Source organism: Clostridium sp. (assembly GCF_018372875.1).
Lineage (GTDB): Bacteria > Bacillota > Clostridia > Clostridiales > Clostridiaceae > Clostridium.
This window is the reverse complement of record NZ_JAHAIF010000039.1, coordinates 1-26,280: the sequence shown is the minus strand read 5'-3', so window position 1 is coordinate 26,280 and position 26,280 is coordinate 1. Positions and strand designations below refer to the sequence as shown.

The following is a 26,280-nucleotide window of genomic DNA, read 5'->3' as shown; positions in this document are numbered from 1 at the left end:
AGAATATTTTATCATAAATCCTAAACTCGTAGAGTTTGGGATTTATTTTTTTTACAAAAAAAGAGCTACGCACTAATTATTTAGTGCGACAGCCCCTTTCCTAATTTTAATTATATTTATTTCATTGTTCTAAATTCAAATCCCTTACCTTGTAAATATTCAATAATTTGTGGTAATGCTTTTACTGTCTCTTCTTTGCCATAAGTATCATGCATTAATATTACAACACTATCTGCATTAGGCCCTAATTCCTCTACGCTACTCTTTAATTTTTCAAATAATCCTGTAGCATCCTTTTTCTTTCCTTCTGCATCACCATTTAAAGCATTCCAATCAATATTACAATAACCTTTTTCAATCATTTTAGCTTTCATTGGTTCTCTGCCCTTCCAAGACCAGTAACCACCTGGGAATCTAATTGTTTTAGTATCAAAATCTTTACCTAATATCTCTTTAAGTAAAGCATTATTTTTTTCTATATCATTAGTAATATTTTCAACATTCATTACTCTATTAGGATATAAATATTTGTAATCATGACTATATGTGTGATTTGCTATAGCATGTCCACTTCCTGCTATTGTTTTTAATATCTCTTGTGCTTGTGTGTTATCCTTAAGAGAAGTTCCTAACACGAAGAAGGTTCCTTTTACATTATACTTGTCCAACACTTTTAATACTTCTGGTGTATTAGTTGTTGATGGACCATCATCAAAAGTTAAATATGCAACTTTTTTGCCATCTGTTCTAACTGGGTAAGTTTTAGTTCCTGTTAATAAACCATTAGTATTTTCTGAAACCATTTTAGCACTATCTGCATTTTCATCTTCTTCCAAAGTTAAGTACCCACTATTATCTAGTTTTGGTTTTTCAGGCTCTTTTTCAACCTTCTCCTCTTCTTGCTCTGGTTGTGCTGAAACCATCTGATTTTCACCCTTTAATCTATAATCAATATATATAAAAGTAGGTATCATTAATAATACTAATGTAAAACATAATATTAATACTACTTTCTTTTTTTGGGAATTTCTTTTTTTACTTAATCTAGTTCTTCTATACTTGTCCATTTTTACTACCTCCACCACTTCTTTCACCATCATTATAAATCTTAAGGGTATGAATAGTAGTTACAAATTAATTACTATTTATTAAAATATACACTACAAAAAACTACAAAATTATATCATTAATTGTAGTAATTAATTTTTCATCACCACACTTATCAATATATATGTTAATTAGCAATTGTATATTCATTGATCTATAACCTATAATCCCCTCTGCATATATAGAATAAATTAAATCCTTATATCCCTCTTTATTTTCTTTAATTAGACTTATTATTCTATTCTCCTCTACCTCTACTAAATCCTCTATAATTTTATCTTTTAATTTTTCTGAAAAGACATTAACATACTGTTTCTCCTCTTCACTCATACCTTCTAAATCATTGTTTAATATTTTCATAATATCCATATGTATCACCTTAAATATTTTCTTTTAATCTTCTAATAGCATAATCTATAGCACATTCTAAATTTAAAACATTTTTTCCTCCACCTTGTGCTAATAAAGGACTTCCTCCACCTTTACCATCTACAAGAGTTATAGAATCCTTTAGAAGTGATCCCATATTTAATCCCTTCATATTCTTTGAACATGCAAATAAAAGATTACACTTTTCTTTATCCCTTGTTCCAAATAAAACTATTCTATTTTCATTTTCACATATAGCAGTTGCTAATTTATTAAGATTTTTCATTTCTTCATTATCAAAAATATTATTTATCAAAACAACATTTTTTATATATTCCCCATTAGAAACTAATTCTTTTATCTCGTACTCCCCTAACTTTGCCCTTACTTTGCTATAATCACCTTTTAATGAATTGTAGTTATCTACAAGTTTACTTAAACTATTAACTACATCATCTGTTCCAGAGCTTAAACTTAAACATATATTATCTAAAACAAAATCTCTATGTAAGTAATCATTTATAGCCCTACTACCTGTAAGATATGTTATTCTTGTATTTCCTTTATGCTTTTCTAATCCTTTTATCTTAATTAATTGAAGGTCTAAAGTATTATTAGGATGAATTCCACAACATGCATTTATATCAATATCATTAATTTTAACTATTCTAATCTCATCATCTTTAGTAGCTAAATCTCTTCTAAGGCCCATCTTTTTGGCTTCTTTTCTATTAGTCATTAAAAATTCAACTTTATGATTTTCACAAATAACTCTATTGGCCATCTTTTCAGCTTCTCTTATTTTTTCTTCTTCTATTGTTCCTACAATATCCACAGTACTTATTTCATTGCCAATATGTATTCCACATGTATTTGCATTAAATAATGTATAAAAGCATCCTGATAATAAATGTTGTCCTAAATGTTGTTGCATTCCATCAAATCTTCTACTCCAATCAATGGTACACTTTATATTTTCTGTCCTTTTAGGCTCACTCTCTAAAATATGATAAATCTTATTTTTATCTTCTATTACATTTAAAACTCTCACTTCATCAATGTATCCTAAGTCGCACCATTGCCCTCCCCCACCTGGGAAAAATGCAGTTCTATCTAAAACCACAGAATGCGTATTATCCTCTTTTTTATATTCTATTATATTTGCCGTAAAGTCCTTTAAATATCCATCTTTATAATATAACTTTTCAGTCACCTAACTCACCTTAATAATCCTTTCTACTTCATTAATCTCTCTATATTCTTACCTATTATTTCTATTCCAATTCTTATATCCTCATCACTTACTCTTCCAAAACCTAACCTTAAAGAAGACTCCCCTTTAGAATTATTATAGAATAAATCTCCTGGCATAAATAACACTCCATCTTCATAACAAAGATTCAGTAACTCTCTAGAGCTAATATTGTTTTTAAGCTTAATAAATATATATAAGCCACCTTCTCCTGTAACATATTCATATGGAATATGTTTATTAACCATCTCCATTATTAAATTGTATTTATTCCTATAATATTTTCTAATATTCTTTATATATCTAGTAAAAGCTCCACTTTTTAAATAGTAGTAAAAGGCACTTTGATCTAGAAACGACGAATGTATAGTTCTTCCTCTTTTTACGCTTTCTAATATATCAATGAGCTTCTTATCTCCCATTATCCAACCAATTCTTAACCCAGGAAATAAAACCTTTGATAAACTTCCTATATAAACTACACCATTTCCACTTCCACTTAAAGCTGCTAAAGGCTCTAAAGGAGAACTTGAATACAATAATTCCTCGTTAAACCCATTTTCTATTATGGGAATAGAATGTTCTCTAAAAATCTTATATATTTCTTTCCTTCTTTCAGAGTTCATTACTATTCCTGTTGGGTTATTATATGAAGGAATTAAATATGCTAATTTAGGTCTATATAACTGTAATGTCTTCTTTAAATCCTCTATTACCATTCCATTCTTATCCATTGGAACTCCAACAGCTTTCAAGCCATAAGCCTCCACAACTTTAAGGGCTGTATTATTAGTTGGTTCCTCGCATAAAATAACATCTCCAGGAGAAGTTAATGATGCAAGTATAATATCAAACCCTTCTGTAAAACCATTTGTTATTAATATATCTTTATTTTCTTTACTAACGCCCTTTTCTCCCATATATTCAAACAAATAATCAATTAAAGGTTGATACCCTTTTGCATACCCATAATTTAATAAATGAACCTCTTCATAAGTCCAAGAATCCATTAAGGCCCTTTTAAAATCTTCCAAGTTAAATAGTTCACTTTCTGGTGCAATAGACTTAAATGATATCATTCCTCTTCTAAATTTAGGCTCACTTTTAATAATATCCTTTTCTCTTAATACCTTCCCATATTTATTAACTATGTTATCCCATTCAACATTATACTCATATACCTGCTTTTCTCCTTCAACAGCTATAAAGGTTCCCCTTCCTCTCTTAGTTAGAATATACCCTTCGCTTTCTAGATTTTCATATGCAGATATTACTGAATTTCTACTTATTTTTAGATAATTGCTTACTTCTCTTGTTGATGGTAATTTACTATCCTTTTTTAAATCACCTTTTTTTATTCCATCTATGATATGTCTTTCTAATTGAATATATATTGGATCACTATCATTAATTTTAAGTGTAGAAAAAATCACTAATATCACCTCTTTCTCCATTCTAACCAACAAATTCATTATAGCAACTCTTTCATCTACTTTACAAATAATTCACTTAAAAAGGGTGAGATGGATATTTATTTTTCTCCTTCCCTGTGAAGCTCTAAGTCACAGAAAAATAAATATCTATTCCCTGCATACTTAATTTAAGGAAAGATAAAAAAAAGAGTACTTTTATAAAATAATTTTTTCAAAAGCACTCTTCCTTTTAGAATAAAAATATTTCTTTGTGGAATTATAGTAATGTAAGTAATTTAAAAGTTTTAAATTTGACTACTCATTTAGAAGGTAATCAACATAACTTTTATGCAATACCGGCCAAGATAGTAGTTTTTCCATAACGAAGAAGTAGCCGGGTTAAAATTACTTATATGGGGCATGCATTATCTAATGTATGCCTTTTATTTTACCCTTATCACTCTAACAACTCTATTTCTTATAGATAATGCTACCATTACTCCTAAAGCTGCTAAAACTAAATCCTTAATTATAAATGGATATAATCCTGCTACTAACACCCCTTCTAAAGTGAGTCCCATTAACAACTTAAGCTGAATCATTCCAAATATATAATCCACAGCTAACCCAAGGTATGCACCTATAAATGCTAAAGGCTTTTTATCTTTTTCTATAAAATATCCAATAATAAAAGCCATAAATACAAATCCTATTATATACCCTCCTGTAGCTCCAGCTATTATGTTTAATCCACCAGTAAAACCAGCAAACACAGGTAACCCTATAGCACCTAACAACATAAACACAATAATGGACAAGGTCCCCAACTTCTTTCCTAATATAATAGATATAATTACAACCCCAAAAACCTGTAACGTTAATGGTACTGATGGTAATGGTATTGATAATTGAGAAAATACAGCCATTAATGCTGCACCAACTCCAACCATTATCATTTCTCTAATAGACAACCTCATTTTAATGCCCCCTAAAACTTTTTCTTGTTAAGTATAATATTGGAATACAGCATTGTCAACTTATTTTATTTTGTTAGTTTACAATTTAATTATAATTAAGGAGAAACTGCAATGCAATTTCTCCCACAAAACTATAAGGCTCTTTTATAAATATAATAAACATCTTCCCAATCTAAAGGCACATATCCTTTATCTAGATTAAACCTAACTGCCTGTTTAGCCATTATTTCTAGTTTTTCTTCACCAATTCCCAACTCACCTAGAGATGATGGTATTCCTAATTCCTTAAAGAAATCTCTTGTTTTTTCTATTGCCATATGAGCAATATCGTTTTTATCAAGACTTGGATTTATTCCCCAAACATTAACGCCATAATCAACAAACTTATCTAATGTTTTATCATTAAGCACGTATCCCATCCAATGTGGCGTAAGTATAGCTAAACCAACTCCATGAGTTATATCATAGAAAGCACTTAATTCATGTTCCATAGGATGAACACTCCATTCCCCACCTCTACCATATGTTAACAACCCATTTATAGCCCAGCTTGATGTCCACATAAGGTTCGCTCTAGCCTCATAGTTTTTAGGATCCTCAATTGCTATTTTTCCATACTTAATACAAGTCTTTAATAATCCTTCACATAATCTATCTTGCATGAATGTACCTTCAGTTGTATTAAAATACACCTCAAATATGTGACTCATTATATCTGCCGTACCTGCTGCTGTTTGGTTCTTTGGAACAGAGTATGTGTATTCTGGATCAAGTATTGATACTCTTGGCTTCATTTTTTCATGTCCAAGTCCTATTTTATTATTACTTTGGATATCTGAAATTACCGCAAAGGCATCCATTTCTGAACCTGTTGCTGACAATGTAAGAATACTTAATATAGGTAATACTTCCCCTATCTTACTTGGATCCATAACAATATCCCATGGATCACCATCATATTTTACTCCTGCTGCAATAACTTTGGTACAATCTATTGTACTTCCTCCTCCAACAGCTAAAACCATATCTATGTTATTTTCTCTACAAATTTTAATTCCTTCTCTAACACTTGTAATTCTTGGATTAGGCTCTACCCCTGACAATTCAAAACACTCTATTTTATTTTCACTGCAAATTCTTTTAACATCATCATATAATCCTATTTTCTTAATACTTCCTCCCCCGTAAACCATAAGCACTTTTTTTCCGTACTTACTTAATTCTCTTCCTAAATTTTTAATTTCACCCTTTCCAAAATAAACTTCTGTTGGTATTGAATAATGAAAGTTTTCCATATCTTTTATGGCCTCCTAAAAATTATTTATAAATGAAAGATATTATTACAATTTAATTGAATCTATAATTTCCTTACCTTTAGTACGAGTGTTGTGGCTATTTGTTTTGGTGCCACTTGGAGCTTATCCGCGGAACAAGAAAAATAAATGTTCACCACAACTTATATATATTATACCTATTTAATAATATATATTTAAAGTAACAAAATCATTCTTTGTGTATCAAAACCCCTAGTTTTTAAATAGTATATAGAAACAGTAATAACTGTATTGAGGTGAAAATATGAATCCTTTATTAAACATGTTATTTGGTAACATGATGGGTGGAATGGGCCCTAGTGGTGGAATGATGGGAGGAAATCCACTAATGAGTATGCTTATGGGCAATAGAGGTGGAGGTAATCCTATGATGGGGGGTAATAACCCTATGATGGGTGGCGGAAATCCACTTCTAAGTATGTTAATGGGCGGTATGAATGGCGGAAGAAATAATAACAACAATATGAATCCTCTCATGAGTATGATGCAAAACATGAACAGAGGTAATGGAAATCCCATGAATAATATGAATAATCCTATGGGAAACAATGGTGGAAATATGAATAATAATAACCCACTAATGGATATGCTCAACAATATGATGTCTCAACAAGGACAATCCCCTAATATGAACGGTATGAATGGTATGAACAACATGAACGGGATGAATAATGGTATGAGTAATCCTTTAATGGATATGTTCATGGGAAATCAAGGTGGAATGAACGGCATGAATAATCCTATGAATAATGGTGATTCTGATATTAACAGACATAGTCGTCATAGACATAGGCGTTAATTTTTCATGATAATGAGGAAAGAAAACAGGAGGTGGAAATCACCTCCTGTTTTCCTTATCTTTTTATATAATTATAAATTTCCTTATTAACTCTATATGCTTCTTCTAAATCTTTCTTAGACACCTCTTTAAATGCATACTTATATTCATAATAATTCTTCATAAAATAAAAAAATCACCAAGACGACTGTGGAGCCGTCGATTTTTTTTCGCCCATCTGCATAAGTGATATTCCAAATTTAAATTTGATTAAAATTATTATATATGAAATCCAATTACCCATTTAATACCTTGCTAGTATTTTTTATTGCATTATTTACACACTCTAAAACTATATCTGACGAATTTTGCCCCTTTACTCTTGCACCAGAAGATAAAATTATTCTATGAGATAATACATCAACACTAACTTCCTCTTGGACTAGTTCCTAAAGTTATTTTAGAATTATTTCTTGTTGAAGTAACTATATTAATAATTAAATCCTTTATATTATCGCTTACCCTAACTTCTTCAGGTAATTTATTGGTTCCTTTACTTTCAATAGGATTTTGTGTAGCTAGAACCATAAGTGGTTCTGGTACCTTTCTTGTAATTCCATCTATTGTAACTTGCCTTTCTTCCATTACTTCTAAAAGACTAGATTGTTTCTTCCCTATTCCAGAAACATCTTATATAGGAACATGTCCATTTGTAAGTAAAGCAATTACTATTCTCTCTATTACCTTCCTCTTTCCAACCATAACTTTTTCCATATTATTTATTATTTGGTTCACTTTACTCATAAATATTTCCCTTTATCCTTTTCAATAATACAATACCATATTTTTTAAAAAACAAATAAAAATAAACTATCCATAAATGAGTAGTTCATCTTTATTTTATCTTTTTCTTTATGCCTTCATATAAATAATCTAGATAATCTGTATCAACATTATTATCATTTAGAATTTTCATTCTATCTTCAACTTTTTTAATAGCTTCCTTTGCTTCTCTAAAATCCTTCTGTTTTATACATGTACTTGTATATTCTAAAAGATAATCTATTTTGGTAATTATCTCTGCTAAATCTTGTCTTCCTTCATTAACCAAATCAACAAGTAATGGATAAATTTTATGAGAAGTATTCTTCTTTACTTGGAAAAGGAAATCATTATTATTACTTGTAGTTTTCTTTGCCATTTCATCTACCCTCTAAATCTTCTAAAATCTTGTTGCAGAACTAAAATGAATTATATCACCCTTGCTAATATTATTCAAATTTATATTGTCCATAATACTTTACTCATTAAATTTAAACCTACCTAAACTCCAGATATCTAATTTATTAATTTTAAGCTTTCCTTCATAAGATATTATTTCTAGTCCAGTGCTACCTTCCTTAGGATAAATTCTACTTGAAACAACAGTTTCTCCATCATCTAAGAATATCTCCACAGCAGATTTATCAATAAACATATGAATCTTAATTTTATCCTTACTATTATTTAGTTTAAACTTTCTCACACTTTTTAATCCTTTTGCCATTGCACTGTTATCAAATATTCCATAATTATTAGTAAAATCTATTTTTAACGATGTATATTCTATTTCTCCAATGGCTAGCCTTATTTCAAATATAGGTGACTCATATTTTTCCACATCTAAAACAAGCTCATAAGAATTTTCCCTAATATCATCACTTTTCCAAGATACTATTTCTACCTTTTCTAAAGTTTCTATCTTATCTTTTCTTAGTTCCTTCATTTCTATTAAAGAGGTTTGAATCAGCTTACCACCTATAAGTTTTAGCTCTCTTGGCATAGTTAAGCAATGTACCCATCCTTTATTTCCTGTTGGATGATATTGCTCCTCTTCAGGTAATCCCATCCATCCAAACATTATTTCTCTACCTTTTTTATCTTTAAAACTTTGGGGAGCATAAAAATCAGTACCAAAGTCTAACTCCTTAAACTCTCCATGCTTAAATTCTAATGTTTCAAAATTCAACTCACCAACTATATATCCTGCTTGATATATATTTTGATATCTAAATTCTTCTCTTTCTAAACCTTGAGGTGAGAATATTAAGACATCCTTTCCTTCTATATTAAGCAAGACTGGACACTCCCATATGTATCCAAAGTCATCATATGAAGTCTTTATTTCACCTTCATAATTCCACTTTTCAAAATTCTCTGAGCTGTATAAAAGTGCCCTACCTTTTAAATCTTTTGTCTGAGCACCAATAACAAAATAATATTTACCATTTCTCTCAAATATCTTAGGATCTCTAAAATGTGATGTATATCCCTTAGGTATTTTACCTACAACTATACCTTTTTTCTCTACATTACCATACTCATCACATATTGCTCTACATTGATAAGCCTCTCTTTTTCCGTACTTATTTTTAACATTCCCTGTATATAAAAGCTCTATCCTATCTTCCATAGCATACCCACTACCTGAATACACTCCATTTTTATCATACCTATTATTAGGAGCTAATACTGCTTTAGGGTATGAATAATTAATAAAATCCTCTGTGGTAAATAGTCCCCAATGTTTAAATTTATGTTCACATCCAAAGGGATTCCATTGAAAGAATATATAATATTTCCCCTTGTATTGGGCTAATCCATTAGGATCATTTACAAGACCAAATGGTGCTTCTAAGTGATAATTTAATCTCCAATTGTTTCTTCGTCTTCTTTTATAGAATTTTGCTACGTTTAAAGTTATATCTTCTAGTCCTTTCATTCTAAACCTCACTTAATGTTTTAGCAGTTATTATATTTGTTCTTTTAACAACCTACTTTCATAATCATCCCCTTAACCAATCACCTATTATACCACCTTTATATATTAATATAAATAAATTTATATATTACTAAAATACTGAAGTTATCTACAACTTCTCTGCCTATATACAAAAAAGAGAAATCAAATAGATTTCTCCTTTTAAGCCTTGCTAGTGAAGCATAACTCCTTTATTATCTTCTCTAACTATATAACTATTTCCATCAGGATCCTTAAAGGTAAACATTCTTCCAGTTGGCAATTCTAAAAATTCACCTACCTTAATTCCTCTTTCTTTAAACTTTTTATATGTTTCTTCTATTTTTACTGCCTTAAATAATAAGGAAGGATGACTAACATCTATAATCTTATTCTTTATAGACATCTCATTAATATCATACAGTACTATATTTGTAGACTCATCATTTGCAGGACCTACCTCAACCCATTTCATATTAGGCCCCAATGGATGCTCCTCCTTTACTATAAAACCTATCTTCTTTGTCCAAAATTCTTTTGATACATCCTGATCTTTTACATATAAGGTTATCTCTTCAATTCTCTCAATCATGCAAATTCTCCTTACAAACATAATCTCTATATTATAAGTATAACCCCATTAAAAAATACTATTTATATTTACTTTCTAATTCTAATAAATATTGCTTTTTATCTAATCCACTAGCATATCCAACTAACTTACTATTTGATCCTATCACTCTATGACAAGGAACTATAATTCCTAGTGGGTTTTTATTATTAGCTCCACCAACTGCTCTTGATGCCTTTTCATTCCCTATTTCTTTAGCTATATGCTTATATGAAACTGTTTCTCCATAACTAATCTCTTTTAGCTTATCCCAAACTTTCCTTTGAAATTCAGTTCCTACAGAATACTTTATCTTTATATCAAAGTACTTTCTTTCCCCCTGAAAATACTCTCCAAGCTGTATCTTACATCTTGAAATTTCCTCACTTTCATCCTCACTTTTCATAGTTTCCACAAAATCTGTAGATATAATATATCCATCTTCCTCAATTATTTCAATTATTCCAATTGGAGATTTATAATATCCATATTTCATAAATAAATACCTCTCTCATTAGTTATCTTTACTAATAGTATAACACTTTAATAATTCTCATAAACTCACCATGAAACAAAAGGTATTTCATCCACTAGGACAAAATACCTTTCTTTCTTATAAACCAATATTATTATCTAATTCATTTTTTAATTCTTGTGATATTGGTACCAATGGTAGTCTAACTTCATCATAATTAATTAATCCCATTTTCTTTAGCATATATTTTATAGGTGTTGGATTAGGCTCTTTAAATAGTAAAGGAATCATAGGAGATATCTCCTTCCATATTTCTAAAGCTTCTTTCGCATCATTATTTTGTATATAATCATACACTTTTATAAACTCTTTAGTTTTTAAATGTGCTGATGCTGTTACCCCACCATCACCACCTAATAATAATGAACTATAAAATAAATTATCTTCTCCTGATAATACGCTAAATTCATCTGGTTTATTTAACAAAATCTCTATTGTTTTATTAAAATCTCCAGATGCATCTTTTACACCAACTATATTTTTCTCTTCTGATAATCTTAGAATAGTTTCATTTTCCATGTTTCTACCAGTCCTATATGGAATATTATATAATACAATATCTAAATCTGTACTTTCAGATATTTTTTTGAAGTGCTCATATATTCCTCTTTGATCTGGCCTATTATAATATGGACTTACAGATAGTATTCCTTGTACTTTATGCTTTTCAGCCACTTTCAATTTATCAATTACACCTTTTGTACAATTTCCACCTAGTCCAATTATTACTGGAACTCTCCCATTTACCACTTCCATTGTTTTAGATACTATCTCTTCATATTCCTTTTCTGAAAGGGTTGGTGTTTCACCAGTTGTACCTAATGGCATTAAGCCATGTACTCCTTCATTAATATAGTGATTTACCAACTTTTCATAAGATACCATATCTAATTCATCATTTTCAAATGGTGTCACAACTGGTACCCAAAGTCCTTTTACTTTCATATTTCTTACCCCCTATTTATTAAGGTAAGGGCAAATCTATTAAAAAAATAATACCCATCATAAAAAAATGATGGGTAGAGTATTTATACTAATAGATTATACATATAGATATTTAAATCTGTGTAGCCCTCCACTTACGTGACAGTTATACAAATATTATTTGTATACCCAGAAAATAGTTTTGCTTCTATCTTCTTCGGCTAGTATTCCTTTCATCTATTATCATAGTGTGCCCACTCCTATAGATTACTCTTAATAACCAGCGCCTCTACCTCTATTACTTATTCAATTTCTTAAATAATAACTCTAATACTATATTTTGTCAACACTACTTTAATTTTATAGCAAAAGCTTCATATGGTCTTAGCTTAATATTACTTAAATCATTATGATTAAAGTCATAATTTGAAATTAAAATTTCAAAATTATTATTATGCTTAATTTCATCTACTAAGTTTATAGTACATTCTTCTCCATAGAAATTATTAACGGAAATTACTTTTTCATTGTTTAAGCTTCTTTCATATGCATAAACCTTATCATTATCCTTTAATAATAATTTATAATCACCATCTCTAATAACAGCTTCATTTTTTCTTATTTCTATAAGTTTTTTATAATAATAATATATTGATTTATTATCACTTAATGCTTTCTTAACATTGATATCCTTATAGTTAGGTGATAGGCTTATCCATGGTTTGCCTTCTGTAAATCCTGATTTTTCACTTTCATCCCACTGCATAGGAGTTCTAGAATTATCTCTAGATCTTTTTCTTAATATATCTAAAATAACCTCTTCATCTACTCCTTCTTCCTTTTTCATATTAAAGAAGTTTATTGACTCTACATCAACATACTGAGATATTGAAGTAAACTCAGGATTTGTCATTCCTATTTCTTCACCTTGATATATGTATGGAACACCACTCATTAAATGAATAGCATTAGCTAACATTGTTGAAGATTCTCTATGATAATTCTTAACATCACAGAATCTAGAATTTATTCTTTGCTGGTCATGATTACACCAAAATACAGCAGTGCATCCATCTCCCTTTATCATTTCAGCTTGCCATTTATTGAATAATTCCTTTAACTCCATAAAGTCAAAATCTTTTATATTCCACTTGCTTCCATTAACATAGTCTACTTTTAAATGATGAAAATTAAAAACCATAGACAGTTCTTTCTCATTTGGATTTGAATATTTTAAACAATTTTCAATAGTTGTGGATGACATTTCTCCTACAGTAATTATATTTTCATATCTTCCAAATGTATTTTCATTTAATTCTTTCAAATATTTATGTATATTAGGACCATCTGTATAGAATCTTCTTCCATCCCCTATGTTGTCATCCTCAAATGTTGATTCCTTAGATATAAGATTTATAACATCTAATCTAAAACCTCTTACCCCTTTATCTATCCAAAAATTTACCACCTTATAAATTTCTTCTCTTAACTCTGGATTATCCCAATTTAAATCTGCCTGAGTTACATCAAATAAATGTAGGTAGTATTCTCCAAGGTCCTCTACATATTCCCACGCATTACCACCAAACTTAGATTCCCAGTTTGTAGGTGGCTCACCATTAGCCTTTCCTTTTTTAAATATATAATAATCCTTATACTTCTTTTCTCCATTTAATGCTCTCTTAAACCACTCATGTTCAGTGGATGTATGATTAAATACCATATCAAGCATTAAATCTATTCCTCTTTTCTTACACTCTCTTGATAGTTCCTCAAAGTCATCCATAGTTCCATACATAGGATCTATATTATAATAATCAGAAATATCATAACCATTATCTTTCTGAGGAGAGCAATAAAATGGTGTAAGCCAAATGTAATCAGCTCCTAACTCCTTTATATAATCAAGCTTTTCTATTACACCTCTTAAATCTCCTACTCCATTCCCATTAGTATCTTTAAATGATTTAGGATATATTTGATATACAACTTTATCTTTAAAATTCATAATTACACCTTTTCTATTTAAATAATTTTTTCTTAAAGTAAGAAAGTTCATCTATATTAACTAATTCTTTAATCTTATCAACCTTTTTCGTAAGTTTGTACAACATTGAAAATACCTTTCTGTTTTGCTTTACCTTGGGGTCTAAAACTCCCAAAAATACTATTTGTACCTGAGACTTATCCCACACAATTGGTCTTTTTAATATTCCAATAGCTAAAACTGAATTTTTATTTTCTTTGGCTATACAATGAGGTATTGCAACAAGATTAGTTATTTCAGTAGAAGACATTTCTTCTCTCTTTAATATATGCTCCTTGGTTTCTTCCGTAATAATATCTCTTTCAATCATGATTTTAGTCATAATCTCTATTACTTCTTCCTTAGAGCTTGCCTCTATATTTGTAAAAAACAAATCATTTGACATTAGATTTTGAAGATAGTCATAGTCTCTTTGCTTTTTTATATGTTCATTTATCTTTTCTTCATCTTCATCTGTAAGTAATGGAGATACATTTATAACTTCCTTCTCTAAACTTACTCCCTCTAGGTTTACAGTAGATATTATTAAATCTATATCTGATAATTCAAGTGAATCTAGTATATAAGCAGGATATACCCCCTTAATAGCTATATTTTGAAACTTCTTTGTAATTCTTGTTTTTAAAAGTTCTGCCGTTCCTACACCACTACTACAAACAATAATTGCCTTCAGACTATTATTCATAATAGATCTCTCTAAAGATGCTGCAAAATGAAGAGCTATATATCCTATATCCTCTTCTGTCATACTAATACCATACTCTTCCTTAAACACTTTACTAAATAATATTGAATAATTATATGCTTCTATATACTTTGACTTAATAAGATTAATAAGTGGATTATCTAAAGTTACATTTAAACAATATCTAGAATATGAGGTATATAAATGATTTATTAATCCCTTTAATAAGGTTCCATCTCTAAAGAAATCTATATCATATTCATTTTTTATTTTATCTATTGCATGAATAACCATTTGCTCAACAGATATGCCACTATCATCAAGTTCCTTTATTTCAATATGATTATTTCCTATAATGTATGAAATATATAGTATATCCTCAAAAGTAAATTCAACTTTAAATCTTTCCTTTATTTTCTTAGCTATTGTCTTTGAGGCTGATATAACGCTATTATCTAATGAAATATTTATATTATCATCAAGTACTATCTCACAATTATACTTAACCCTAAAAATGCTTATAACTATATACCTAGTTATATAGTTAATTTCAATGTCGTTCTTTGTTATTTTAAGATCCTTAAAAATATTCTTAATCTCTTCTAATAGATTATAATAATCTTCTTCCTTAAAACCTACTAATCTATTTGATATAAGTATAGAATTATCGTCCTTCCTCTGAGTTAAGAACTTAACCATACAATTTCTAATATCTATCTCATTTCCCTCAAGTATATATCCATAGTGAGGTTTATTTTGTATAGTTATCTTATATTCTGAAAGGACATTTTTCACATCCATCATTACCTTATTTATAGAAGACCTACTTATATATAATTCATCGGCAATTTTATCCTGATTAATATATATGTTTGAAAGTAATAATTCTAATATTCCATTAACCTTATCAGATTTTTTTCCGCTTACCTCTGCTGATGATGAAATATTTTCATTGATAAATTGGGAAAATAGCTCATCCTCATTAATTATTAACCTATATCCTTGATTAGTAGCTTCAACTTCAGCTCCATTATTCTTAAGGATTTCACTTATCTCTTTTAAATCCCTCTTTACAGTTCTACTACTAACTCCTAACATGTCTGCAAGTTCAATACTATTTATATAAGATTTCTTACTGTTATTTAATTCTTTTATTATTTTACTCATCCTATCGCTAATCATCGTTGCACTCTCCTTTACATGTTAAAAATTAGCCAGCTACTATAATAACATAATAGAGATAGTTTTACCTATCTCTATTATTCTATAGTTTATATATTATTTAACTTGAGCCTTTTCTTCTTTTTTTACTATAGATAATCTTCTAAATACTGAAGCTACTGCTACGAATATAACACCTGCTAAAAGCCCTAAGAAGAATCCTGCTGGTCTCTCAATTAGAGGCCATCCCCAAATAGATGCTGGAACACCTATATGAGCAAATGAACCCATAGCAAATGAAATACTTGCACCTATTGAAGCTCCTATAACGTTTATTGGTATTTGTCCTAGTGGATCTGATATCATAAATGGAATTGCTCCTTCTGATATACCAACAACACCTAAAATCATACTTGGAAGACCTGAACCACCTAGTCCATCATCAAATACTTTTCTACCAACTAATAATTTATCAATAATTGTAGCTAATCCTATTCCTATTGGTGGAATTAAAATACCTAGTAATACTGGAGTGTATGTAAATCCTGTATCTGAAGTTAATTGCATACCAATTGTCATAGCAGTTTTATTAACTGGACCACCAAGGTCAAATGCCATTGCACCACCTAATAGAGCTGAAAGAGCTGCTCCACCAGCTTGTCCTACTGCATTAATAATAGCTGTAATACCATTAATAAATCCAACACCTATTGGTCCTACGATAAATTTACTTGCTAAACTAACAATAATAACACCTAATACTGGTATAATGAACATTGTTTTAATACCAACATATTTTCTCTTAATCTTAATATTTTCATTAGCAAACTTAACAAAGTACCCTGCAACTAAACCTATAAGAATTGAACCTACAAATCCTGATCCCATTTCAGAAGCTAGAACACCACCTAAGAAACCAGGGGCAAGAGCTAACTTATCTCCAATTGCATAAGCTAAGAAAGCTGCAAATATTGGATACATAAGGTTCATTAAACCTTTACCTGCTACTTGTGTTATCCATGCAAATGTTGAAACTAATGCATCAGAACTATTTAAAGCCTCAGCACTCCATATTTCTACATTTAGTATTTGACCTGCAATTCCTCCAATACCCATTAACATACCAGCACCAACAACTACTGGAATCATGTAAGAAATTCCTGTCATTAAGTGGCTTTGCATTACTCCCCACTTTTCTTTTAAAGTACTTTTACTCATGATTACACCTCAAATCAATTTTTTATTTTCTTTAGTTGTATATAATTTAAATATTTTCTTCAATAATTTCCTTTGACTTAGTAATAGCATCCTTTAAAGTTACCCTTACAGTTTTGTCTTCAAATCCATTAAGTCTATCTTCTTCTTGAAGTTTAACAGCTGTTGCTATTATGACTAAATCAGCTTCTTCTAAATCCTTTGCTGATAATTTTTCCTCAATTCCTGTTGACCCTTGAGTCTCAACCTTACTCTTATACCCTAACTTTTTAGCTGCTGCTTCAATTGCATCTGCTGCCATATAAGTATGTGCAATTCCTACAGGACAAGCACAAATTCCTACTATTTTCTTTGACATAACTAATTTCCTCCTTCTAATTTTTCAATTAAATATTTATATATTTCATCTTCACTTTTGGAAGATCCAAGTTTCATAGTAAATTCATCATCCATTAAAAATCTAGCTATCTTGGATAATATCTTAAGGTGAGTTGTACCTGCTTCCGTATCTGGTACTGCTAAAGCTAAAACAAAATTGACTGGTTTATCATCCATTGACTCCCATTCCACTTCATTGTCTAACTTTAAAACTATTACTGATGCTTTATTTACAGTACTACTTTTACAATGAGGAATTGCAAATCCCTTTCCAAAACCTGTTGTACACTCCTCTTCTCTTGCAAGAAGTCCATCAAAATATTCTTCTTTTGACTTTACTATTTCATTTTTAAAAGCAATTTCCGAAACGAGCTTTAAAACTTCTTCTTTTGTTTCAACTTTTACTCCAACTCTAATTCTATTAATATCTAAAACATCTACCATATTTTCACTCCCTCGTTACTTTCTATGGTTTAATTGTATACATTTTCACTTAACCTTTCATTACTTCTTTTTTCATTCTGCTATGACAAATTTTACTTTTATATTTGTCCCCTTCACAGTGACAAATTTACATTTTTAAATTATTCATGTCACCATGACATAATTAAAACAAAAAAGGTGTAGCGTACTAAAGAATTATTAAATTACTGTTCTTTATTTTATATTTTTTAATATGAAAATGTAATAATACCTTTGATTTATAGCTAATTGAAATTTTATACTTTCCCAGGCAGCAAAAAAGAGAAACCTAATTAAGATTTCTCTAATAACTAAATCTATTTAATTAATTTTGTTCCTTCACTATTTTGCTCTATTCTTCCTTCTTTCATTAAGCCACCAAGTGCCATCTTAAAATAGTTCTTAGATGTATGGAAAGTTTCTTTTATTAATTCAGGAGCGCTCTTATCATTAAAAGGCATATATCCATCATTTTCAAGTAAATAGCTTACTATAGATTCCTTTAGAATTTCTCTTTCATCAAGTCTCTTCTTTCTATTAGTTATACCAATTATACCATCTTCATATATTCTTTTAATTCTACCTTTAAACTTATCCCCTGGATATATATCTGTAAAATGTTCATTTCCTAAAATTATAGCTTCATATTTACCATCAATAGCTACCCTTATTGTCTTTTCTCCACCTTTTCCGTAGGCTATAACTTCTACTTCATCACCAACTTTAAATCCTTCACCTTTTTCTATATAAGGATCAACATATGTAGTTGCTGCTAATCTATTAGTTTTATCTAGATATGCATATAACAAGTACTTCTTACCTGTTACCAACTTAAACTTTTGTTCTTTAATTGGTATAAATATATCTCTATCTAATCCCATATTTGCAAAAGCTCCAAATGAACTTTGACCAACTATTTCTAAATAGGCAACATCTCCCACCTTTATCAATGGCTTTTTCATAGTTGCAATTGGCCTATCCTTAGAATCTCTATATACAAATACTTCTACTTCTTCTCCTACTTCTATTTGTTCATTTAATATTAAATTATTTGGTAATAGAATATCATTTCCGTTACCATCAGTTAAATAAAAACCAAATTCAACTTTTCTATCTACTTTTAACCTATTATCTTCTCCAATATAAATCATAGATAAATCTCCTACCTTTTCCTTTTGTATTCTACTTATTTTATCATTACTATTGATTATTGTCATCATTTCATACCTTTAAGCACTATATATATTATAGTAAACATTTTTTAAGAGGGAACGGGTTTGGGAAAAAGTAAAAAAAAGAATAAAATATTGAAATGCTTTTATGGAATTCCACATTGCCATACGGCTTTTTCTACTGGTCGTGGCACCCCTAATGATGCCTATGAATACGGTAAAAACACCGAAATAGATTTTATGATAATAACTGATCACAATTCCTACTTAGGCAAAGATTTATATTGGAATAATAAAGAAATATCAAAATGGAATGTAACAAATGCAATGGCAGAAAGATTTGCAAAAAAAAATGATTCATTCTTACCAATGGTTGGTTTTGAAACAAAAACTTCTCTATATGGTGATTTTAATATAATTAATTCTAACACATACTTTAAAGGGATAATTAAGGATATAAATTTACTAATTCTATGGATGTTAAATAACCCTGAAGCTATTGTCACTATTAATCATCCACATAGAAACATTACTTCCTTAGTTTATAATGAAGTTTTAAATAAAATGATAACATCTATAGAGGTTGGAAATGGATCTTATCCTAATAAATATATTCGTCACGATAAATATTACTATTCTCTTCTTGATAAAGGTTGGAAACTTGGTGCTATAAATAGTCAGGATAATCATAGACTTAATTTTGGTGATAGTGATAATCTTACAGGAATATTAGCTTATGAACTAAAAAAAGATGAACTTATAGATGCATTTAGAGAAAGAAGAACTTTTTCTACAGAATCAAGAACTCTCCAAATGTATTTCACTATAAACGATTCTATGATGGGAACTGAAATTATCCTTAAGGATGACACATTACGATTTATGATATTTGCTGAAGATAAAAATAACAAAATAAAATCTATTGAAATAATTACAAATAAAAGTACTATAGTTAAAAAAATTGAAAATATTAATCTTAATTCTATAAAATATTTGTATGATCATAAACATATTGAAGGTGAGAGTTGGTATTTAATTAGAATTTGGCAGCAAGACAATAGACTTTCCATAAGCTCCCCAATCTTTATTGAAAAATAAACAAGTTTAGTGAATGTTTATTTTGTTTTATTTTATAATTTCTGAAAAACAAAAAATCCCTAATTTTAGGGATTTTATATTTTAACCATTTTTTTGATTTTTTAATCTATTTGGTTTAGCCTTAGGCTTTATTACTATTTTCTTTTCGTTAGACTTCTTTGGACCTCCAGTTTGCTGAATATCCATAAACCAGAAAAAAGAAATAACTGTTATAACCATAACTACCATTTGTATTGCCATTCCTTCTGGTTTAACAAATAACTGTATAATAAAACCTATAATTGCTACAGCAAGTGGTATAAATTTATTTATTCTAATCTTTGTAAATACCCATTTCTTACATAGCATTATAATTCCTAATAGTACAGCAAACATGATTACCAAATATAATGCTGATATTAAAAAATTTACCATCCGTCACATCCTCCTTAACTTTAACTATACTAATAATATTAGAGTAAAATGAACAGTTTTTCAAGTAGAATTATTATATATAATAATTCTTATATCACATTGCTAAAATATTTATTTTTTGATAATATCTTGATAAAGTTTTAATTTTAATTGTCATTTTTTGCATTTCTATAATTTTTCCTTTAAAAATTATGTAATTTTTGATAAAATAGAAATTAATAATATATGAATTAAAATGAGGTGGCAATATGGCATTAAATCCCAATCTCCAATTAGACGAATTAGATCTTCAAATATTAGAGTTACTTATAAAAGATTGTAGAACACCATACCTAGAAATCGCAAGAATATGTCATGTTAGTGGAGGAACTATACATGTCAGAATGAAAAAGATGGAGGACATGGGAATTATCAAAGGTTCAAGAATTCTACTAGACCTTGCAAAACTAGGATATGATGTATGTTGCTTTGTTGGTATATATGTAGATAAGACTTCTTCTTTCCCTTACGTTTTTGAAGAAATGAAGAAGATAAACGAAGTTGTAGAATTGCATTTAACAACAGGTGACTATTCAATGTTTGCAAAAGTCATTTCAAAAAATATAGCAGATTTACAAAATACTTTGCTAGAAAAAATAAATAATATTGATGGTATTCAAAGAACTGATACATTTATATCTCTTTCTCAACCAATTGATAGAAATATAACTCTTTAATATAGAAAAACTCGCTAACAAGCGAGTTTTTTTGTTAAATTAACTCTTAGAATAAAACCTTTTTTTATGGTTAAACTATATATCGTAAACCATAAAAGGAGTGTGTTTTTATGAAAATATTAGATACAATAGCTCTAACATTAGTAATAATAGGAGCTGTAAACTGGGGACTTATTGGTTTCTTTGAATTTGATTTAGTCGCAGCTCTATTTGGAGAAATGACCGCATTTAGTAGAATAATATACGGTCTAGTTGGTATTGCAGGATTATATGCAATCTCTTTCTTTGCAAAGAGTCAATATAAGAGTGTAGAGTAGTCTTCCTAATACAACACAAAGTTTAGAAAACTGTGGTATGGTTAAAAAAAGTGACTTCTTCACTAAAGCGTGACGAAGTCACTTTTTTAATGTTTAAGATAATTTTAAGCTTATATTTAATATTCTATTAATATTGTTATTATATAATTTATTTAAAAGAAAGGAGGATAATATGAATATTCAAAATTTGATATCATATAATTTTTATAATTTATTTTTTTATTTTATTATTTACTCTTTCTTAGGTTGGTGTGTTGAAGTTTTATACGCATATAAAAATCAAAAAAAGTTCGTTAATAGAGGCTTTTTGCATGGTCCTCTTTGTCCTATTTACGGAATATGTATTTCTTCCATGGTAATTGTATTAGATAACATAAATGTCACTCTTCCATTATTATTAATAGTAGCTACCATTGTTATCTCCACTATAGAATACCTAACTGGATACATATTAGAAAAGTTATTTAAGACAAAGTACTGGGATTACACTGATGATCCATTTAATATACACGGTAGAATATGCTTATACTTTTCTATTATGTGGGGTATAACCTCTGTAGGTGTAGTAAAGATAATTCATCCACTAGTAAAATATAATGTAACATCTATTACTCCACTTCTTAGTACTGCATTATTTTATTTACTATTTATTTTACTTATATTTGATGTTTCACATACAATTTCAAAACTTGTAACCCCTAAAAAATTTGATTTAAACATACAACTTGGAACACTATTATTATTTAATAGATTTAAAAAATAATTTACTAAATTTATTTACCTAAAAGAGCCGGTGCTAATTATTTAGCACCGGCTCTTTTATACTATCTTTCAAACTCTTTTATTTCTTCAAACAATTCTATGGCAGCGTTTCTTGGTCCGTTCTTTTCTAGGCCTCTTACTCCAAGGCATGTTTTTATTTGTCCTACTTTTACACCAATGTTAAACATAGCTTCAAAGTATTCCTTAATTAAAGCATCAGTTTCTTCAACTTTTTGTGCTGGACCAAATGGATTTGCAAAGAATGATTCTACTAAACCTGTTTCTGTTGTAGTTCCCTTAGCCATTCTTGCTCCTGCTCTAAATACTTTAATTGCATCCTCTGGAGTCTTAAAGTATTCTAATGAATGTTCTCCCTCTTCAACCTTTGTATAATTATTTGCATAGAAGAAGAAGTCTACGTTGTATCCTTTAACAACTTCCTTATATGGAGTTATTGGCATTACTAATCTAGCATTAGTCTTATCTGGATTCATGAATATACTTCTATCCATTTCTTTAAATGCATATCCTTGATCTAAATCATCAAGCCTTACAAAAGCACCTATTTCTGTACCATAACCAACAATCTTATTATCTTCAAGCTTAAATGTACCCATATCGTCAAATAATATAGTCATATTAGAAATATAATCTTCACTTAATGATCTAAATGCTTCTATACTTTCTGACTTACCAGCACCACTGTCTCCCATTATAACAACATTTGCTGTGTTACCATCCTTAAGTTGAATATTAACCATTGCCCCATGGATTGGTAAATATCCTTTTCTTATCATTCTTAAGTTGTGCAATGTTAAACACATCTTTTTCATATATCCAAAGTAATCTATCTTATCTGAGTGATTAACATATCCAAGCATTATATCATTCTTCTTGTCTTCATAGAATACTGTCTTTAACTCTTCATTATCATCAGTTGCCCCAAATACATAAACTATATCAGGCTTTCTACCTCTACACTCTTCTTTTCTAGCCATTTCAAATAAGTTACATAGAGTTATTCCATGTTCCATGTAATCTCTATGGAAATATACATACGCTAGAGACTCTCCAATTTTTGCTGGATAACAGAACCAATGGTCACTATTAATATTTGCATCTTGTAGTGGATTTTCAAATACTTCAGTAAACATTCCATCTCTTGTAGATCTCTTTGGATAAGTAATAAATGGTGTTTCTAAAAGTATTGAATCAATAAAAGGGACATATTCTATAGCTTCATACCCTCTAGGTATTGGCCACATCATCATACCAATCTTAATACAAGAGTTACCACCAGCTGGAATTTGTCTAAATACTTGTGGTTCTTCTCCTATAACATTCTTCTCTACTTTTCTATATAACTTTAGCACTAGCTTAGAAAACTCTGCATTTGCCTCTGTAAAACTAACTGCTGCTAGTCCATGTTCTATTGAACCTGTATGAATTAATGTATATCTTTCTAATCTTCTCCAGAAAAGGTATAGGTCTTCTACTAAAGCTACAAATTCATCCTTATCTGCTAAAAGCTCTACGTACTTAGGATTACTTTCACTTATTTCTCTTGCACTCATTACTGTTAAGCACTTAAAAACTTTAATTATATCTTTTCTTAACTCTGCTATATCATCTGTGCCTAATGTCTTCTTTACGTATCTAAAGGCAAGAGTATTTTTCTTCTCTGATTTCTTTAGATATACATCAATTACTCTTCTAAACCCTTCACTTTCAAGTAACATCTCAAAGGTTTTACAGTACTTTGCTGTAAAGTTGATTATTACTTTATCATTGCTCATTGAAAATTCTTTTCTCATTCCTATGCCCCCTAATGAATTTTTTATATTTATGAAATTGCATTTTTTACTTTATAAGCCAGTATTGATATGATTATAACACAAGAAATGCAATTTTGAAATATTCAAATTTGCATTTCTTGTGAATGTAATTGTTTAACACGAACTTTTTTTATATTTTTGCATATAAATTACGCACACTTTCTTCTACTTTTAACATTAATTCTTTTTCTACTTCCTTAGAAATATTTTCAGTTTCTATAGCTTCCCCAAAAATAACTTTAACTTTTCCAGGTACAAATTCTTTACTATCTTCAAAACAAGCAGATGTACCTTTTATTGCAACAGGAACTATTGGCGCCTTAGATTTTGTTGCTATTTTAATACTCCCCCTTTTAAACTCATGTATTTTACCATCTTTGCTTCTTGTCCCCTCTGGAAAAATAGTAAAATTATATCCATCTTTTATATTATTCACAGCTTGATTGATTGCCTTCATTCCTTCTCTTACATTATCCCTATCTATTGTTACGCTCTTTACATGAGTAATCCAATATCCAATAAGAGGTGCTTTGGCTAATTCTTTCTTAGCCACAAAATCTAAAGTTCTTTGAGTTGAATATCTCATAACTGGTATGTCTAATATACTTTGGTGATTCCCCATAAACACACATGTTTTATCTGGAATATTATCATATCCTTCTACTTCAATTTCCATTCCTATTATATTTATAGTAAAATAAGTCCATTTTCTAAAAACTTCTTGAGCATATTTCCAAGCTTCCTCTTCCCCCTTGAACTTTTCTATATAAGCCCTCTTAATTCCTTTTAGTCTCATAATAAGCATATAAATAACATAACGTACATACTTTATATATTTCATTTTTCCACCTTCTCTCCTAGATTAAAATAATTATATCCTTAAAATTTTTATTATGCAATGTAATCATTTTTCTTTATTATAATAACTTTTGGTGTTACACTAAAGTATATTATACAAAGGAGGAGGTTATTTATATGAAGAAAAAACTTTCTATCATAGCTATTATTTTAAGCTTTTTTTCGCTTTTCTTATTAGGCTGTGAAACTCAAAATGAATCTATAAAACAGACTGCAGGAGAAATGACCGTACACTATATAAACGTAGGTCAAGGAGACTCCATTTTAATACAAGTAAATAATAAAAATATGCTTATAGATGCTGGCCCTGGAAAAAGTAAAGACATGTTACTTAACTACTTAGATTCATTAAACCTAAAAAAAATTGATTATGTAATTGCAACTCACCCTCATGAAGACCATATTGGCAATCTTGATGATGTAATTAACAAATATGAGATTGGTGCATTTTATTCACCTAAAGTTACTCATACAACTAAAGCTTATGAAAATATGATTAAAGCTTTAAAAAAGAAAAACTTAAAAATTAATGTAATAAAAGAAGGAACTAATTCTATTGATTTAGGGGAAGGAACTAAAGTATCTGTTTTTTCACCTATTAAAGCTGAATATAAGAAAGGTTCCCAACAAGACTTTAATAACTACTCTCCAGTGATGAAAATTGAGTTTGGAAAAACATCATTCTTATTTACTGGTGATGCTGAAGCAGAAGTAGAAAAAGAAATACTTAAAAAAGGATATGATGTTAGTGCTGATGTATTAAAATTTGGCCATCATGGCTCTTCAACATCAACATCTGAAGCCTTCCTAAAAGCTGTTAATCCTTCTATAGGAGTTATTCAACTTGCTGAAGATAACACATATGGTCATCCTCATAAAGAAACATTAGACCTTATAAAGAAATACAAACTTACCGTATATAGAAACGATAAAGATGGAGATATAGTATTATCCTCAGATGGTACAAATATTGTAAAGAAGAAATAAAGGAGCTGTCGCATTAGCGGAATAAAATCCGTTAGCGACAGCTCCTTTTTTCCTATTTTACGAATAACCTTTAGATATTATTTGTACTTAAACACA

The 26,280-nt window shown here is 29.3% G+C and carries 27 protein-coding genes and 1 riboswitch; of the genes, 6 read left to right on the top strand and 21 right to left on the bottom strand.

The annotated features are described in order from the left end of the window. Positions 1-116: 116 nt before the first annotated feature. The 6 genes from KIB46_RS12130 to KIB46_RS12105 form a co-directional block, all read right to left on the bottom strand. The gene (locus KIB46_RS12130; RefSeq protein WP_291672184.1) at positions 117-1,067 is read right to left on the bottom strand and encodes a polysaccharide deacetylase family protein; all 951 of its coding nucleotides are present in this window, start codon (positions 1,065-1,067) and stop codon (positions 117-119) included. A 103-nt stretch (positions 1,068-1,170) separates the two neighbouring features. After that, the gene (locus tag KIB46_RS12125) at positions 1,171-1,476 is read right to left on the bottom strand and encodes a hypothetical protein (protein ID WP_156562333.1); all 306 of its coding nucleotides are present in this window, start codon (positions 1,474-1,476) and stop codon (positions 1,171-1,173) included. 10 nt (positions 1,477-1,486) lie between these two features. Next, positions 1,487-2,689, bottom strand: coding sequence for a DHHA1 domain-containing protein (locus KIB46_RS12120; protein WP_156562331.1), 1,203 nt, complete (start codon positions 2,687-2,689; stop codon positions 1,487-1,489). Between the two features lie 23 nt (positions 2,690-2,712). Then, positions 2,713-4,161, bottom strand: a complete 1,449-nt coding sequence (locus KIB46_RS12115; RefSeq protein ID WP_291672188.1) for a PLP-dependent aminotransferase family protein — start codon at positions 4,159-4,161, stop codon at positions 2,713-2,715. A 422-nt stretch (positions 4,162-4,583) separates the two neighbouring features. Then, positions 4,584-5,117: a biotin transporter BioY gene (locus KIB46_RS12110; RefSeq protein ID WP_156562328.1), complete on the bottom strand. Its 534-nt coding sequence runs from the start codon at positions 5,115-5,117 to the stop codon at positions 4,584-4,586. A gap of 131 nt (positions 5,118-5,248) precedes the next feature. Further along, entirely contained in the window at positions 5,249-6,412 is a 1,164-nt protein-coding gene (locus KIB46_RS12105) for an iron-containing alcohol dehydrogenase (RefSeq protein ID WP_156562326.1), read from the bottom strand. Positions 6,413-6,695: 283 nt separating this feature from the next. On the opposite strand from KIB46_RS12105, the gene KIB46_RS12100 reads away from it, so the two are divergent. Beyond that, positions 6,696-7,250, top strand: coding sequence for an RNA-binding protein (locus KIB46_RS12100; RefSeq protein ID WP_291672180.1), 555 nt, complete (start codon positions 6,696-6,698; stop codon positions 7,248-7,250). A 405-nt stretch (positions 7,251-7,655) separates the two neighbouring features. On the opposite strand, the gene KIB46_RS12095 is transcribed toward KIB46_RS12100, so the two are convergent. The 12 genes from KIB46_RS12095 to KIB46_RS12040 form a co-directional block, all read right to left on the bottom strand. Continuing rightward, positions 7,656-7,874: an AAA family ATPase gene (locus KIB46_RS12095; RefSeq protein ID WP_291672179.1), complete on the bottom strand. Its 219-nt coding sequence runs from the start codon at positions 7,872-7,874 to the stop codon at positions 7,656-7,658. 250 nt (positions 7,875-8,124) lie between these two features. Then, entirely contained in the window at positions 8,125-8,430 is a 306-nt protein-coding gene (locus tag KIB46_RS12090) for a hypothetical protein (RefSeq protein ID WP_291672177.1), read from the bottom strand. A 99-nt stretch (positions 8,431-8,529) separates the two neighbouring features. Beyond that, on the bottom strand, positions 8,530-9,990 hold the full coding sequence (locus tag KIB46_RS12085; RefSeq protein WP_291672175.1) for a sucrose-6-phosphate hydrolase: 1,461 nt from the start codon (positions 9,988-9,990) through the stop codon (positions 8,530-8,532). Between the two features lie 211 nt (positions 9,991-10,201). Beyond that, positions 10,202-10,600 carry a VOC family protein gene (locus KIB46_RS12080; RefSeq protein ID WP_156562402.1) on the bottom strand — a complete coding sequence of 133 codons (399 nt, stop codon included), beginning with the start codon at positions 10,598-10,600 and terminating at the stop codon, positions 10,202-10,204. A 58-nt stretch (positions 10,601-10,658) separates the two neighbouring features. Next, positions 10,659-11,114, bottom strand: coding sequence for a methylated-DNA--[protein]-cysteine S-methyltransferase (locus KIB46_RS12075; RefSeq protein WP_291672172.1), 456 nt, complete (start codon positions 11,112-11,114; stop codon positions 10,659-10,661). A gap of 117 nt (positions 11,115-11,231) precedes the next feature. Then, complete coding sequence (gene dapA, locus KIB46_RS12070) at positions 11,232-12,098, bottom strand: 4-hydroxy-tetrahydrodipicolinate synthase (RefSeq protein ID WP_291672170.1); 867 nt, start codon at positions 12,096-12,098, stop codon at positions 11,232-11,234. A gap of 115 nt (positions 12,099-12,213) precedes the next feature. Beyond that, a riboswitch (Lysine riboswitch) is annotated at positions 12,214-12,377 on the bottom strand. A 49-nt stretch (positions 12,378-12,426) separates the two neighbouring features. After that, positions 12,427-14,088 (bottom strand): alpha,alpha-phosphotrehalase, encoded by a 1,662-nt coding sequence (gene treC / locus KIB46_RS12065; protein WP_291672186.1) that lies wholly within the window; start codon positions 14,086-14,088, stop codon positions 12,427-12,429. 10 nt (positions 14,089-14,098) lie between these two features. Further along, positions 14,099-15,991 carry a BglG family transcription antiterminator gene (locus tag KIB46_RS12060; protein WP_291672169.1) on the bottom strand — a complete coding sequence of 631 codons (1,893 nt, stop codon included), beginning with the start codon at positions 15,989-15,991 and terminating at the stop codon, positions 14,099-14,101. A gap of 96 nt (positions 15,992-16,087) precedes the next feature. Then, positions 16,088-17,188: a PTS fructose transporter subunit IIC gene (locus KIB46_RS12055; RefSeq protein ID WP_156562393.1), complete on the bottom strand. Its 1,101-nt coding sequence runs from the start codon at positions 17,186-17,188 to the stop codon at positions 16,088-16,090. A gap of 46 nt (positions 17,189-17,234) precedes the next feature. Next, the gene (locus tag KIB46_RS12050) at positions 17,235-17,543 is read right to left on the bottom strand and encodes a fructose PTS transporter subunit IIB (RefSeq protein ID WP_049177376.1); all 309 of its coding nucleotides are present in this window, start codon (positions 17,541-17,543) and stop codon (positions 17,235-17,237) included. Between the two features lie 2 nt (positions 17,544-17,545). Then, positions 17,546-18,007: a fructose PTS transporter subunit IIA gene (locus tag KIB46_RS12045; RefSeq protein WP_156562391.1), complete on the bottom strand. Its 462-nt coding sequence runs from the start codon at positions 18,005-18,007 to the stop codon at positions 17,546-17,548. A gap of 335 nt (positions 18,008-18,342) precedes the next feature. After that, positions 18,343-19,176, bottom strand: a complete 834-nt coding sequence (locus tag KIB46_RS12040; protein ID WP_156562426.1) for a S1-like domain-containing RNA-binding protein — start codon at positions 19,174-19,176, stop codon at positions 18,343-18,345. A gap of 126 nt (positions 19,177-19,302) precedes the next feature. Between KIB46_RS12040 and KIB46_RS12035 the strand changes: the two genes are divergently transcribed. Then, positions 19,303-20,295 carry a CehA/McbA family metallohydrolase gene (locus KIB46_RS12035; RefSeq protein ID WP_156562389.1) on the top strand — a complete coding sequence of 331 codons (993 nt, stop codon included), beginning with the start codon at positions 19,303-19,305 and terminating at the stop codon, positions 20,293-20,295. 81 nt (positions 20,296-20,376) lie between these two features. On the opposite strand, the gene KIB46_RS12030 is transcribed toward KIB46_RS12035, so the two are convergent. After that, entirely contained in the window at positions 20,377-20,709 is a 333-nt protein-coding gene (locus KIB46_RS12030) for a hypothetical protein (protein ID WP_156560969.1), read from the bottom strand. Positions 20,710-20,957: 248 nt separating this feature from the next. Here KIB46_RS12030 and KIB46_RS12025 point away from each other — a divergent pair, with 248 nt between their 5' ends. From KIB46_RS12025 to KIB46_RS12015, 3 genes are all read left to right on the top strand, one after another. After that, positions 20,958-21,425: an Lrp/AsnC ligand binding domain-containing protein gene (locus KIB46_RS12025; RefSeq protein ID WP_049179373.1), complete on the top strand. Its 468-nt coding sequence runs from the start codon at positions 20,958-20,960 to the stop codon at positions 21,423-21,425. 110 nt (positions 21,426-21,535) lie between these two features. Continuing rightward, the gene (locus KIB46_RS12020) at positions 21,536-21,742 is read left to right on the top strand and encodes a DUF378 domain-containing protein (protein ID WP_027098137.1); all 207 of its coding nucleotides are present in this window, start codon (positions 21,536-21,538) and stop codon (positions 21,740-21,742) included. 172 nt (positions 21,743-21,914) lie between these two features. Further along, positions 21,915-22,505: a putative ABC transporter permease gene (locus tag KIB46_RS12015; protein ID WP_156560968.1), complete on the top strand. Its 591-nt coding sequence runs from the start codon at positions 21,915-21,917 to the stop codon at positions 22,503-22,505. A 61-nt stretch (positions 22,506-22,566) separates the two neighbouring features. On the opposite strand, the gene KIB46_RS12010 is transcribed toward KIB46_RS12015, so the two are convergent. Both KIB46_RS12010 and KIB46_RS12005 read right to left on the bottom strand, forming a co-directional pair. After that, a complete protein-coding gene (locus KIB46_RS12010) occupies positions 22,567-24,318 on the bottom strand; it encodes a phosphoenolpyruvate carboxykinase (protein WP_156560967.1) in 1,752 nt (583 codons plus the stop codon). A gap of 151 nt (positions 24,319-24,469) precedes the next feature. Beyond that, positions 24,470-25,180 (bottom strand): lysophospholipid acyltransferase family protein, encoded by a 711-nt coding sequence (locus KIB46_RS12005; protein WP_291672155.1) that lies wholly within the window; start codon positions 25,178-25,180, stop codon positions 24,470-24,472. A gap of 134 nt (positions 25,181-25,314) precedes the next feature. On the opposite strand from KIB46_RS12005, the gene KIB46_RS12000 reads away from it, so the two are divergent. Beyond that, positions 25,315-26,184 carry a ComEC/Rec2 family competence protein gene (locus KIB46_RS12000; protein WP_291672154.1) on the top strand — a complete coding sequence of 290 codons (870 nt, stop codon included), beginning with the start codon at positions 25,315-25,317 and terminating at the stop codon, positions 26,182-26,184. The last annotated feature ends 96 nt before the right edge of the window (positions 26,185-26,280 follow it).